The sequence below is a fragment of the Faecalibacterium sp. PGM34 genome, assembly GCF_054456555.1.
Genome location: NZ_CM136898.1, coordinates 825,101 through 838,479, shown reverse-complemented (window position 1 = coordinate 838,479; position 13,379 = coordinate 825,101). Strand labels below are relative to the sequence as shown.

At 58.5% G+C, this 13,379-nt stretch carries 12 protein-coding genes; 8 read left to right on the top strand and 4 right to left on the bottom strand.

The features are described 5' to 3' along the window. The first annotated feature begins 87 nt into the window (after nucleotides 1-87). Nucleotides 88-1,038 (top strand): ROK family glucokinase, encoded by a 951-nt coding sequence (locus ACXPUX_RS04000; protein ID WP_242989756.1) that lies wholly within the window; start codon nucleotides 88-90, stop codon nucleotides 1,036-1,038. A 160-nt stretch (nucleotides 1,039-1,198) separates the two neighbouring features. Here the strand turns inward: ACXPUX_RS04000 and ACXPUX_RS03995 are convergent, their stop codons facing one another. After that, nucleotides 1,199-1,852, bottom strand: coding sequence for an HAD family hydrolase (locus tag ACXPUX_RS03995; RefSeq protein WP_458830208.1), 654 nt, complete (start codon nucleotides 1,850-1,852; stop codon nucleotides 1,199-1,201). A 250-nt stretch (nucleotides 1,853-2,102) separates the two neighbouring features. On the opposite strand from ACXPUX_RS03995, the gene ACXPUX_RS03990 reads away from it, so the two are divergent. From ACXPUX_RS03990 to ACXPUX_RS03975, 4 genes are all read left to right on the top strand, one after another. Beyond that, entirely contained in the window at nucleotides 2,103-3,182 is a 1,080-nt protein-coding gene (locus tag ACXPUX_RS03990) for a branched-chain amino acid aminotransferase (protein ID WP_015537652.1), read from the top strand. 175 nt (nucleotides 3,183-3,357) lie between these two features. Next, nucleotides 3,358-4,128 (top strand): alpha/beta hydrolase, encoded by a 771-nt coding sequence (locus ACXPUX_RS03985; protein ID WP_458830206.1) that lies wholly within the window; start codon nucleotides 3,358-3,360, stop codon nucleotides 4,126-4,128. 130 nt (nucleotides 4,129-4,258) lie between these two features. Beyond that, complete coding sequence (locus tag ACXPUX_RS03980) at nucleotides 4,259-5,017, top strand: esterase family protein (RefSeq protein WP_458830204.1); 759 nt, start codon at nucleotides 4,259-4,261, stop codon at nucleotides 5,015-5,017. A 163-nt stretch (nucleotides 5,018-5,180) separates the two neighbouring features. After that, nucleotides 5,181-6,452, top strand: a complete 1,272-nt coding sequence (locus tag ACXPUX_RS03975) for an ATP-grasp domain-containing protein (RefSeq protein WP_458830202.1) — start codon at nucleotides 5,181-5,183, stop codon at nucleotides 6,450-6,452. 60 nt (nucleotides 6,453-6,512) lie between these two features. Here ACXPUX_RS03975 and ACXPUX_RS03970 read toward each other — a convergent pair whose 3' ends face one another. After that, nucleotides 6,513-7,880, bottom strand: coding sequence for an MATE family efflux transporter (locus ACXPUX_RS03970; RefSeq protein ID WP_458830200.1), 1,368 nt, complete (start codon nucleotides 7,878-7,880; stop codon nucleotides 6,513-6,515). Between the two features lie 52 nt (nucleotides 7,881-7,932). Then, nucleotides 7,933-8,274, bottom strand: coding sequence for a hypothetical protein (locus ACXPUX_RS03965; RefSeq protein WP_458830198.1), 342 nt, complete (start codon nucleotides 8,272-8,274; stop codon nucleotides 7,933-7,935). On the opposite strand from ACXPUX_RS03965, the gene ACXPUX_RS03960 reads away from it, so the two are divergent. The 3 genes from ACXPUX_RS03960 (at nucleotide 8,264) to ACXPUX_RS03950 (ending at nucleotide 10,333) form a co-directional block, all read left to right on the top strand. Further along, complete coding sequence (locus tag ACXPUX_RS03960) at nucleotides 8,264-8,899, top strand: phosphoribosyltransferase (RefSeq protein ID WP_458830196.1); 636 nt, start codon at nucleotides 8,264-8,266, stop codon at nucleotides 8,897-8,899. The two genes, ACXPUX_RS03965 and ACXPUX_RS03960, sit on opposite strands and share 11 nt — an antisense overlap. A gap of 335 nt (nucleotides 8,900-9,234) precedes the next feature. Further along, nucleotides 9,235-10,065 (top strand): MYG1 family protein, encoded by an 831-nt coding sequence (locus ACXPUX_RS03955; protein WP_005925370.1) that lies wholly within the window; start codon nucleotides 9,235-9,237, stop codon nucleotides 10,063-10,065. Next, nucleotides 10,049-10,333 carry a GIY-YIG nuclease family protein gene (locus tag ACXPUX_RS03950; protein ID WP_458830193.1) on the top strand — a complete coding sequence of 95 codons (285 nt, stop codon included), beginning with the start codon at nucleotides 10,049-10,051 and terminating at the stop codon, nucleotides 10,331-10,333. Before ACXPUX_RS03955 ends, ACXPUX_RS03950 begins: the two co-directional genes overlap by 17 nt. 391 nt (nucleotides 10,334-10,724) lie before the next feature. On the opposite strand, the gene ACXPUX_RS03945 is transcribed toward ACXPUX_RS03950, so the two are convergent. After that, nucleotides 10,725-13,244 carry a hypothetical protein gene (locus tag ACXPUX_RS03945; protein ID WP_458830191.1) on the bottom strand — a complete coding sequence of 840 codons (2,520 nt, stop codon included), beginning with the start codon at nucleotides 13,242-13,244 and terminating at the stop codon, nucleotides 10,725-10,727. Between the last annotated feature and the right edge of the window lie 135 nt (nucleotides 13,245-13,379).

The following is a 13,379-nucleotide window of genomic DNA, read 5'->3' as shown; positions in this document are numbered from 1 at the left end:
GCAGCACTGCTCTTTTGCGGAAAAATATGGTATACTATAAAACACTGATAAAAAATGCGGCGTATCCGCATCAAAGGGGTAAATGACATGAAGGAATACGCATTTGGCATCGATCTGGGCGGCACTACTGCCAAGGTCGGCCTGTTCACCACCAGCGGCAAGCTGCTGGAAAAGTGGGAGGTAAGCACCGATACTTCCAATAACGGTGCTCATATTCTGGAAAATCTGGCTGCTGCCGTGCAGCAGAAAATGCAGGAAAAAGGTCTGTCCGCAGACGAAGTCGAGGGCGTCGGTCTGGGCGTGCCCGGCCCGGTGCTGGATTCCAGCATCGTGCCCATCGTGTGTGCAAACCTTGGCGGCTGGGGCAACCGCAACGTTTCCATTGAGCTCAGCGAGCTGCTGGGCGGCATCCGGGTGCTGGTGGGCAACGACGCCAACGTGGCTGCGCTGGGCGAGATCTGGATGGGCACGGCACAGGGCTGCCGCAGCGCTGTCATGGTCACGCTGGGCACCGGCGTGGGCGGCGGTGTCATCGTGAACGGCAAGGTCATCGACGGCGCTCACGGTGCCGGCGGCGAGATCGGCCACATCACCGTCAACCCCCACGAGACCGCCGTCTGCGGCTGCGGCAAGCGCGGCTGCCTGGAGCAGTATTCCAGCGCCACCGGCGTTGTGCGCTGCATGAAGAAGCTTCTGGACGCAAACCCGGACACCGCCTGCACCCTGCGTGGCAAGGACTTTGAAGCCAAGGACGTGTTTGACGCTGCCCGCGCCGGGGACGCACTGGCCGCCCGCGAGGTGGACGAGATGGCCTCCACGCTGGGCATGGCACTGGCCAATATTGCCGCCACCACCGACCCCGAAATGTTCATGATCGGCGGCGGCGTGGCTCGCGCCGGGGAGGTTCTGTTCAACCCGCTGGTGCGCCACTACAAGGAGTACGCCTTCCAGTCCTGCAAGGAGACTCCCATCAAGGCCGCCAGCCTTGGCAACGACGCCGGCATCTACGGTGCCGTGCGCCTGATCGTGGGTGCCTGATCAGGGAATATTGATTGCTTTCGAACCAGCCAAGCCTGCGGGCTTGGCTGGTTTTGTTTTTGCGGGGAAAGCTTCTGCTTGCCGTCAGCGGGCAGAAACTTTCCCCACGGAGCACGCATTTTTCTGGTTTTCTTTTGCCATCAAAAGAGAACAACCCCGCTCAGAACCTCCCCTTCTGTAAGCCTTCCAGCACCTCGTACAAATCGCGGCACTCGGCGGTGTACAGGCGGCGCATCTCGTCATTGGCGGGGGCCATGTCCGGCACCATCACGGTGATAAAACGCCCGTTGGCACCGGCGCGCACGCCGTTGTAGCTGTCCTCCAGCACAAGGGTGCGGCTGGGCACAGTGCCCAGTGCTTCCGCTGCCCGCAGAAAGATCTCCGGGTTGGGCTTGGAGGCCGAGAACTGCTCGCCGGAGACGATCACCTTGAAGTAGTGGGTCAGACCCCAGCCGTCCAAATGATGCCGGATCGACGCCATCCGGCTGGAGGAAGCCACTGCCATGGGGATGTGCTGCGCGTCCAGCCATGTCAGAATTTCGTCCAGCCCGGGCTTTTTGGGCGGCGGTGCCTGAAACGCCTTTTCCGCCTGTGCGTGCAGCGCCGCGATGATGGCGTCCGTGTCGCAGTTTTCCCCGTAGAAGCGGCGCAGCACCGCCCGCATGGAATCTCCCGCCGTGCCGCGGGCGGCAACGTCCAGCCCCTCCTTATAAGAAAGCCCAAGGGTAGCCAGCGCAGGCTCCCACAGGGTGGCCCACACCCGCTCGGTGTCGAACATCAGGCCGTCCATATCAAAAATAACGCCGTCGATCATGGCAGTATCTCCTTCCATAGAAAAGCGGGGCTGTGCCCCGCAAAGCGCTCTGTGCCCCTATTGTACCATAGATTTGGCAGTTTGCACACCACTGTGCTCACAATTTGGTGCAACTTACCGGGTGGTAAGATGAAACATTTTGCGATTCCTTGCAAAACCGGCAGGGAATATTATAATAGAAACCAACATTTGTGTCATAAAGCGCCGGAAATCGTGCGCACGCGCATAAAAGGAAAGAGGGAAACTCACTATGTTGGATATCAAGATCACCCGCACGGCTACGCCCAAGGCAAAGCCCACCGATGAGACGAAGCTCGGCTTCGGCAAAAAGTTCTCCGACCACATGTTCGTCATGGATTACACCGAGGGCGAAGGCTGGCACGATGCCCGCATCGTCCCCTACGGCCCCTTTGAGCTGGACCCCGCTACCGTGGTGTTCCACTACGCACAGGAGATCTTTGAGGGCATGAAGGCCTACCGTACCGCCGATGACACCGTGCAGCTGTTCCGCCCGGATTGCAACGCCAAGCGTTTCCAGGATTCTGCCGACCGTCTGTGCATCCCCAAGATCCCGGTAGAGGACTACATTCAGGCTGTTGAGGCTCTGGTGGATGTGGACCGCGACTGGGTGCCCCACACCGACGGCGCTTCCCTGTACATCCGTCCCTTCATCTTTGCCAATGATGTGGGTCTGGGCGTGCACGCTTCCAAGCACTATATCTTCTGCATCATCTGCGCTCCCTCCGGCGCTTACTACGCCGAGGGCATCAACCCGGTGCGCATCTATGTGGAGGACGAGTACATCCGCGCCGCTCCGGGTCTGACCGGCTTTACCAAGTGCGGCGGCAACTACGCCGCTTCCATCAAGGCCGGTGAGTTGGCCGAGGAGCAGGGCTACGCACAGGTGCTGTGGCTGGACGGCGTGGAGAAGAAGTACGTTGAAGAAGTTGGCAGCATGAACATCATGTTCAAGATCGACGGCAAGGTTTACACCGCCGCTACCGTGGGTACCGTGCTGCCCGGCGTCACCCGCCGCAGCTGCATCGAGCTGCTGAAGGACTGGGGCTACGAGGTCGTTGAGGGCAAGATCGCCATTGCCGACATCATGGCTGCTGCCCGCGAAGGCAAGCTGGAAGAGGTGTTCGGCACCGGTACTGCCGCTGTCGTCTCTCCCGTCAAGGAGCTGGTCTGGAAGGGCGAGCACGCCTTCATCGGCGACGGCAAGATCGGCCCTGTCACCCAGAAGCTGTACGACACCATGACCGGTATGCAGTGGGGCAAGATCCCCGATACCAAGGGCTGGATCGTGCCTGTGGAAAAGAAATACTAAGAAGCCGCCTGTCACCCTACGGCTTTTAAAAGGACTGCTGCATACCATTTGGGGCAGCAGTCCCTTTTGCTCTATAATCATTGCAATTCCCGCCGCATGGTGCTACACTACCTATAAAGGGCGTGGGCTTGCCGCCTGTGCCCTTTGCAGGAAGATTTGAGAGGAAACAAGCACCATGATCAAAAAATGGAGCATGAGTTACCCGGCGGTCAACGGCACCGAGCAGCGCCGGGCGTATGTCTACCTGCCCACCATGTACGAGGCACAGCCGGAGCGCCGGTTCCCCGTGCTGTATATGTTCGATGGGCAGAACGTGTTTTTCGACGAGGATGCCACCTACGGCAAAAGCTGGGGCGTAGCAGATTATCTGGACTATACCGACACCCCGCTGATCGTGGCGGCCATCGAGTGCAACGCCGGGGCTAACAACGAGCGTCTGGTGGAGTATTCCCCCTACCGCTTCGATGATCCCACCTACGGCCACTTTGACGGCAAGGGACAGGCCACCATGAGCTGGTTCATCCACCGGTTCAAGCCCCTGATCGACCAGAATTTCCGCACCCTGCCGGACAGGGCGCATACCTTTATCGGCGGCAGCAGCATGGGCGGGCTGATGAGCCTGTACGCCCTGTTGCAATACAACGATACTTACAGCCGCGCAGCGGCACTGTCGCCCTCCATCTGGGTGGCGCCGGATAAGCTTTCCGGCCTTGTGGGGCGTGCAAAGCTTGCCCCCGGCACGGTGCTGTACATGGATTACGGCTCCCGGGAGATGGGCAACCACGAGGGCATCCGCCGGGAATTTTCTGCCTTGAGCGGTAAGCTGATGACCCGGGGCATCCACCTGACCAGCCGCATCGTGCCCGGCGGCACCCACAGCGAAGCCAGCTGGGAAAAACAGCTGCCCTTCGTGTTCCACACCCTGCTGTATGAGGTGGAGGAGTAAAAGAAAAGTGTAATTGCCAGCTGTAAAAGGGGCACAAAAGCCTTCACCCCTTGGGGACAGATTTCCCCCGGCCGGGGGAAGCCTTTGTCTGCCGACACCATAGCCCAACAACACTAAAGGAGGAAACACCATGGAGATGCAGTATTTCAAGGAGTACAGCCCGGAACTGGGACGGGATATGGAGTGCAAGCTTTACGGCCACGCAGGCCGCCCGATGCTGTACATTCCCTGTCAGGACGGCCGATTCTTCGATTTTGAAAACTTCCACATGACCGACACCCTTGCCCCGTGGATCGAGTCCGGGCAGATCATGGTGCTTTCCATCGACACCATGGATCAGGAAACCTGGTCGGACGCGCAGGGCAACCCCTATTGGCGCATCCGCCGCTATGAGCAGTGGCTGCGCTACATCACCCGCGAGGTCGCCCCGATGCTTCAGCATCTGGCGCAGCAGCGCAACGGCTGGAACGATCTGCCCGGCATCATCGCCTTCGGGTGCAGTCTGGGCGCCACCCATGCGGTAAACCTGTATCTGCGCCGCCCGGATATCTTCTGCGGCTGTCTGGCACTCAGCGGCATCTACACTGCTCACTACGGCTTTGGCGACTATATGGACGAGCTGGTGTACATGAACTCCCCCGTGGACTACATGAAGAACTTCCCGGAGGATCACCCCTATATGCAGCTGTTCCGCAGCCAGAAAGCTGTCATCTGCTGCGGTCAGGGCGACTGGGAACAGCCGGACACCACATGGCTGCTCAAGCGCATCTTTGAGGCAAAACATATCCCCATCTGGGTAGACCTGTGGGGTCACGATGTCAACCACGACTGGAACTGGTGGTATAAGCAGGTGGCGTATTATATGCCCTACGTTCTGGGCCAGCAGTGACCCTTGCTCCGCCGGGCACAGCTTCTGGCAAAGCTGTGGCTCTCTCGTGAAAATGGCACAACGGCGCGTCCGCAGACGCGCCGTTGTGCCCCAATTTAAAGTCTGTCCTGCCCCGCCGGGGCTTTTGCAATAGAGGTAACGGAAAGAGGGATCAACAAATACTATGCAGAACTTTATTTTTATCTCCCCCAACTTCCCCACGAACTACTGGCAGTTCTGCCGGGAACTGAAAAACAACGGCCTGAACGTGCTGGGCATCGGCGACCAGCCCTACGAGGAGCTGAAGCCCGAACTGAAGGCGAGCCTGAACGAGTACTACAAGGTGAACAGTCTGGAAAACTACGACGAGGTATACCGCGCCGTGGCGTTTTTCACCTTCAAGTATGGCCGCATCGACTGGCTGGAGTCCAACAATGAATACTGGCTGGAGCGGGATGCCGCCCTGCGTACCGATTTCCACATCACCAGCGGCTTCCAGACCTCTGATATGCCCCGCATCAAGTACAAGAGCAAGATGAAGGAATACTACCAGAAGGCCGGTATCGCCACCGCCCGCTACCACATGGTGGATGACCTTGCAGGCTGCAAGGCCTTTGTGGAACAGGTGGGCTACCCGGTGGTAGTCAAGCCGGACAACGGCGTGGGTGCTTCGGATACCCACCGCCTTTCCACCGACAAGGAACTGGAAGCATTTCTGGCCTACAGGGAGAAAGAGCACCCGGATGTTGCCTACATCATGGAGGAGTTCGTCCGCGCCGAGGTGAACAGCTACGATGCCATCATCGACGCCCACGGCAACCCCATCTTTGAGGCGGGCAACGTGAGCCCGGTGTCCATCATGGACATCGTGAACAACGACGATAACTCCATCTACTACATCATCAAGGATCTGCCGGAGGACACCCGCGCCGCAGGCCGTGCCGCCGTCAAGAGCTTTGGGGTGAAGAGCCGCTTTGTCCACTTCGAGTTCTTCCGCATGACCGAGGATCAGGCCAGCATGGGCAAAAAGGGTCAGATCGTGGCGCTGGAAGTCAACATGCGCCCCTGCGGCGGCTTTACCCCGGACATGATCGACTTTGCCCGCTCCACCAACGTATACAAGATCTGGGCAGACATGATCGCCTTCGGCGGCACCGATATGCCGGTGGGCGAGCACTACTACTGCGCCTTTGCCGGTCGCCGGGATGGCAAGAGCTTCGTTTACAGCCAGGAGCAGCTGATGCAGAAGTATCAGGACAATATGCGCATGGTGGACCGCATCCCCGAGGCGCTGTCCGGTGCCATGGGCAACCAGATGTATGTGGCCACCTTCTCCACCCGTGACGAGATGGAAAAGTTCTACTCCGATGTGCTGGCCGTCACCGACGCCACCAACGCCAAGGTGCAGGCCGAGCTGACGAAGGTTCTGGCTCTGGGCGAGCCGGAGGCCGTCTAAAATCAATTACACAGCACAAAGGCTGCTGCGCATTCTGCGCAGCAGCCTTTGTTGTTATTATTATACCTTTGCAGCGCCCCGTTCCAGAATACCGTTGAAGCGGGAGAAGAAGGTGATGGTGGTGATGGTCGCCGCCAGAATATCGCTGACCGGCTCTGCCAGAAAAACGCCGAATACCGGGTCCGGCAGCAGATGCGGCAGAATGAAGATGAGCGGGATCAGCAAAATGATCTTGCGCAGGCAGGCCAGCAGCAGGCTGACTTTGGCCTGACCCAGCGCCATAAAGCTTTGCTGGCAGGCGATCTGGAAGCCCATGGCAAAAATACCTGCCATGTAGATGCGCATGGACCATGTGGTGTAGGAAATGAGCGCCGTATCCGAGGTGAAGATGCCCGCCACAGCCCCCGGTGCCAGCATCATGAGCAGCCAGAACAGACAGGTGTAGCAGCTGCACAGCAGCAGCTGGAAGCGGAACGCCTCCTTGACGCGGGACTTTTTGTCCGCGCCGAAGTTGAAGCTCATCACCGGCTGACCGCCCTGACAGATGCCCTGAATGGGCAGGGTACACAGCTGGGAAGCGCTGGTGATGACAGTCATGGCACCCACAGCCACGTCGCCGCCGTACCGCGCCAGACTGGAGCTGAAACTGATGGACAGCAGGCTCTCGGTGGACATCATCACAAAGGTGGAGATGCCCAGCGCCATCACCGGCAGGATGACCTGCTTTTCCGGGCGCATATAGTCCTTGCGCAGGCGCAGGATGGTCTTTTTGCCGGTGAGGAAACGCAGGATCCACACCGCGCCCACCGCCTGACTGAGCACGGTGGCAATGGCAGCGCCCCGCACGCCCAGACCCAGACCAAAGATCAGGATGGGGTCGAGAATAATGTTGATGACCGCACCGATGACGGTGGTAAGCATACTGGTCTTGGCAAAGCCCTGCGTGGTGATGAAGGGGTTCATGCCCAGCACCAGCAGCACAAACACCGAGCCCAGAATATAGATGCGGCTGTATGCCAGCGCATAGGGCAGGGTGGCGTCACTGGCGCCAAAGAGCCGCAGCAGGGTGGGTGCTCCGGCGTAGAACACCACGGTCAGCACCACCGAGAAAAGCAGCAGCATGGTAAAGCTGTTGGAGATGATCTTTTCCGCCTGCTCCTTGTCGCCCTGTCCCAGCGCAATGGCGGTGCGGGGCGCGCCGCCCGCGCCCACCAGCATGGCGAACGCGTTCAGCAGCATAAGGATGGGGGTGAACAAGCCCACGCCGGTCAGCGCTGCCGCGCCGATGCCGGCAATATGTCCGATGTAAATGCGGTCCACGATGTTATACAGCAGGTTGACCACCTGTGCAACGACCGCAGGGATCATGAGCTGCAGCATCAGCTTTTTTACGCTGCCAGAGCCCATATCCTGTTTTGCCTGTGCCATGAAAGTGATTCTCCTTTTACTTCAAATTTGAACTATCTCTTCTATATTATACTCAAAACCCGCAAAAATACCAGCCCCTTTTTGCAAAATTTTCCGTGCTGCGCAAAAAAGTGCGCTCCCCCCTGCCGCAGCGCCGGTGTTGCCGTTGCGCACCCTTTGCGGTGCGGTTTTCCGGGCGGCAGCAGCCTTTGCATCCAAGTTTTCGGCGATATGTCTGTAAAAAAACAAAGTTTTTCGTTAGGTTTATATCTTGTGCACAGCGGCATTTTTCAGTACAATAAAGGAACAGAGAAGAAAAATAAGCGCTGCAACCGGAATGCGTTGCCGCGCTGTTTTGTATTTTGCGGCGCAGCTGCGCCCGGTGAAAAAAGGAGTGCTGTACAATGATCAACATGGTCAAGCTTCCCACCAGCAAAAGCGAACTGTTCCTGCGGGTGGCCAAGGGACATTTTGCCACCAGCCACAGCCACATCAACTATTACATCGACGTGACCACCCAAAAGACCCGCCTTTCCGAGGCCAAGGCCGTGGCAAAGGAGCTGGTCAGCGCTTACCAGCACAGCACCATCGTGGATACCGTGCTCTGTCTGGACGGCACACAGGTCATCGGCACCTGCGTTGCCAACGAGCTGACCAAGGACGGCTTTACCAATATGAACGCCCACAAGACCATCTATATCGTCACGCCGGAATACACCTCCGGCAGCCAGATCATTCTGCGGGATAATCTTGCCCCCATGGTCAAGGGCAAGCACGTCCTTATTCTGGCGGCATCCATCACCACCGGCTACACCATTCAGGCAGCTGTGGAAGCCGTGAACTACTACGGCGGCATCGTGGCCGGACTTTCGGCGATTTTCGCCACCACCCACGAGTGCCTGGGCTACCCGGTCACCTCCATTTTCGACCCCACCAGTCTGCCGGATTACGCCAGCTTCGACTCCCGCGACTGCCCCCTGTGCAAGGCCGGGCAGCACATTGATGCGCTGGTGAACAGCTTCGGCTATTCGGCGCTGTAACGCAAAGCTTTTATAGGCTGCTGCACAAACCGCTGTGCAGCAGCCTTTTTGTTGCAGAACGATTGAAAATGGCTTCCGCTTTGCTCTAGCCATGTTTAGCGGAAATACGATTTAAAGATTCGCGTTTGTCGCGCTCTGCGGAGCGCTCCAAACGCATTTTCACAGAAGGGGTCGTAAAGGCAAACGGCATCTACAACGCCACTTCCGGTGGAAACGCATTCCAAATCATCCCGCGCAAAAGGAACGGCTGAGCTGTCGTTCCTTTTTGTTGTCCCACGGGCGGGATTGTGCTATACTGGTACAAGACGAAACTAGGAGAACGAGGTATCAAGTCCATGAAAATTCCCGCAAACGGTTTTACCCACGCCGGCAAGTTCCATGCCGATGACGTGTTTGCTACGGCGCTGCTGCAAATTCTGCGCCCGGATATCAAGATCACCCGCGGCTTTACCGTGCCTGACGATTTTGACGGCATCGTGTACGACATCGGCTTCGGGATGTTCGACCACCATCAGGAGCCACGGGAGTACCGCGCCAACGGCGTGCCCTACGCGGCCTTTGGTCTGCTGTGGCGGGTGCTGGGCCCGGGTCTTGTGGGCGAGCGGCAGGCGCGGCTCATTGACGAAAACTTCATCCAGCCGCTGGACCTGAACGACAATACCGGCGAGCAGAACAGCCTGTGCGATGCCATCGGCTTTTTCAACCCGGTGTGGGACTCCAAGGAAGATCAGGACAGCTGCTTTTTCAAGGCGGTGGCCGTGGCAAAGCAGATCCTGGAAAACCAGATCGACAGCGCCAACGCCGTGAACCGCGCGGACGAAAAGGTGCAGCAGGCCTACCGCAACTCCCGCGACGGCATCGTGGTGCTGCCCTGCTATCTGCCGTGGAAAAACGGCCTGTACAAGACCGACGCCCTGTTTGTGGTGTACCCCAGCCAGCGCGGCGGGTGGAGCGCCCAGTGTGTCACCGACCACAAGACCAAAAAGTCCAAACTGCCCTTCCCGCAATCGTGGGCAGGGCAGCCGCAGGAGGTCATCGAGCAGAAGAGCGGCATCCCGGGCATCAGCTTCTGTCATGCCAGCCGCTTCCTCATCACCGCCAAGGACAAGGAGACCGCCCTTGCCGCCTGCCGTCAGGTGCTGAAAAACAATGGACGTCTTGCCTGACGCCGCCTACGTCTACATGGTGCGCTGCACCGGCGGGCAGCTGTACACCGGTTGGACGAATCACCCCGCCGCCCGGCTGAAAGCGCACCAGAGCGGCAAAGGGGCCCGCTACACCCGCGCCCACGGGGCGGTTGGCTTTGCCTATATAGAGCGCTGCGCGGACAAACGCGCCGCTCTGCGCCGGGAAGCCGCCCTGAAAAAGCTCTCCAAACCGGAAAAAGAGGTGCTGTGCGCCGCATGGCGCGCCGCCGGGTGCCCCGGGGTGTAGACGATTGGAAACGCCCTCCGGGGGAAGGTGGCGCGTAGTGCCGGATGAGGGGCAACACCCGTTAGCCTTACACGCCCTCTCAGGCGCTCCCGCGACAGCTCTCCCAAGGGGAGAGCCAAGCCGTTAGCCTCGATGCTAAAGTGTTAGATGTAATGAGGAAGTTTCCGGCAGTGCTCTTGCCTCTCCCTTTGAGGAAAGACTTCCCCCGCTCCGGGGGAAGATGTCGCGCAGCGACAAAAGGGGGAGTGTGGATGCGAACGCAGTGAGCAGACGGAGAGGGCGCACGCCGTTAGCCCTATTTTAAAGTATCTAAAAGCAGCAAGGCCGCCCGGCATTCGCCGGGCGGCCTTGCTGCGCTTATTGGAAAGGATCGATCGGGAGATGGCAATTGTTATTTCGCCAGACCCAGCTTTTTCAGCTGGTTCCATGCGCGGATGACCTGTACCTTGGTCACACGCTTGCCGGGCGTAAAGACGCCCTCGCCCATGTCGGGCAGCAGCCCGGCCTCCACAGCCCAGCGGGCTGCCTTGGCGGTGTCGGGCTCAGCTACATCGCTGTAAACAGCGGGTGCAGCGGGTTCGGGTTTGCCTGCGGTGCTCCACAGCAGCACGGCCAGCTGTTCCCGGGTGCGTGGGATGGGCGTGCCCTTGGGCAGCAGGTCTGCAAGGATGCTGTAAGTAACAGCCTCATAGCCCATTACTGCGCTGCCTGCAAACCATGCCGTTGTACCGACTACGATGGCCACTGTTTGCAGCGTGCTGTACTCGGTGCTGTCCTCCTGCGGCGGCTGCTCCGGCGGCTCTGCCGCGCCCTCATCGGTGGCGCTCAGGTTAAGGATATGGGTCTGCGGGATACCATACTTGCTCAGGTCGATGGGACTGGAGTAGTGCGTTCCCTCAGGCACAGAGCCGCTATAAGCTACGCCGTTCACGCTCGTGATGCGGTCGCAGGTCAGGGCCGAAATGCTGTCATCGATCGTCGCAACGTAGAGGGTGGTAAGGTTGTCACGCCAAATGCCCGTAAGCGTCCCATTGAGTCCGCTGATGTATTTTGCATCGAAGCGGGCATTTTCCGGCGGGGTGTACTTCATGGTGTAGCAGGTGGCTCCGGGCAGGACATTTGCGTCCTTCTCTTCTTTTGCCGCCATCACATGGATGATGGGATCATTCAAGTATCTGCCGTTCTTGTTATAGACAAAGGTATACTCGCCGCCGTCAATGATGGGCTGGTTGTATTTTGCGTTACCGTCATAGCCATCCGTATTTTCCACTGCCAGCTTCAGGGTACTTCTGCCATCTTTGATCGTGCCGCCGTTGTCGATAGAGCCGTTGCCGGTATAATCATCGCTGTTATAGCAATCTTCCAGCACAGCTTGGTAGGTAGAGCTGTTAGCCACACTCCCGCTGACGTCCAGCGCAGAGCCGAGGATGATAACAGACTGTGCAGGGTCGCGCCAGCCGTTGCCGATGTAATAAAAGCGCAGCACCGAGTTCTCTACGCGGCCATCATTGTAAAAGCGATTATCCGGGCTGTACAGCGTGGCATCCTTGATCGTGCCGGTTTTCTTATTGTACACATACTGGGTGGAGTTCAGGGCGCCGGTAAGGGTGCCGTTGTTTTCAACCGCAAATTTTACTGTACCGGCGTTGTTTTTCACCTCATCAAAGTCCAGCACAGCGTCCTTCTCGATGATCAGGGTGGGGACAGTTTTTGAAAACAGTTCTGCGTGCTTGTGGTTCGGGTCAAAGGACCAGCCCTTGCCCTTGGCACCATAGACGCCGCCGTCTGTGCCCTCGGGGAAGCCGTCCGCTTCAATGACCAGTTCTTCCAAAATGACACTGTTGAGCTGGACAGCTTCGGTTCCCACAGTAAAGCTGACCGCGCCGTCCTTGGCAGTATAGTTCAGCTCGTCGTCGCCGCTGGAAACACTTTCCAGCTTGCGGGTGGGCTTCAGGGCGACCTTTGCTCCGGGAGCGACATAGAGGGTACTATAAGTGTCTGCCGACCACTCGGTCACCGTGCCGTCCGCTGTCACCGCGACAGGGGCGTACACCGGAGCATTGGTTGCATCGATGGCTACAAGGCCAGCGCGTTCTGCCACAAAGTAGCCGCCATTGACGGTTGCTTCCGGGGACAGAGGGGTGTCTTCAGCGGTGAACAGACCGCCGTTGACGGTGCAAAGCTCGGCTATCACGTTGATCTTGAACAGGCCGCTGTTGATGGTGATCGTTGCCGCAGTGTTATGATCCTCGATCACGCTTTCAAAGCTGCCGCCGTTGATGACGACCTTTGCAGTCGCATCGTTGATCTCCATGGAGCGGCCCGTACCGCCCGTAAAGGTACCGCCATTGATGGTAAAGGTATCCACCGCATTGGCGAACACGGTATATTCAAACGTACTGCCGTCAATGGTGACCTTGCCGCCCGCGGCGTCCACGGTAACGTCTTTCTTAAAGGTGCCGCCGCTGACGACAGCCCCGGCTGCACAGGTCACCGTAGCGTAGAAGGTGCCGCCGGAAATGGTGCCCGCGTTGGTCACGGTGTACTTGTCATCGTAATTCGAGCCGATTTGTGCCTCCTGCAGGGTGGCACCGGCTTCGATCTTCAGGTTCCATTTGATGTAATTATTGTAGCTGTCATAATTGTAGTTGTGGAGCTGGAAAGCGCCGTTTTTCAGGGTGAGCGTATTGCTGGCCTCATCGTAGGACCAGCTGTCTCCCTTATCGCCCAGATCGCCGATGGGCTTGCCGGAGGAATCGCTTGTATAGATATTGGTGATCTCGCCGTTTTCCTCTGCCAGTGCCGCGGCGCTGGCGGTGTCGGGCGGGTCGCTCTGGGCAAGGGCGGGCAGCGGCATTGCGGACAGTGCCATGCTCAGCGCCAGAACCATGCTGACGAGCCGTTTTTGCATAAGCTCCTCTCCTTTTCAAGCGCCCTTCCAAGCCGGGCGCTTTTTGTTGTACCCAGTGTACCACGTTTTGCCCTCTTTGGACGGTTTTGGGTACGAATCGCCCCGCAAATGCGCTGAAACGCCCCGGCGCGCCGG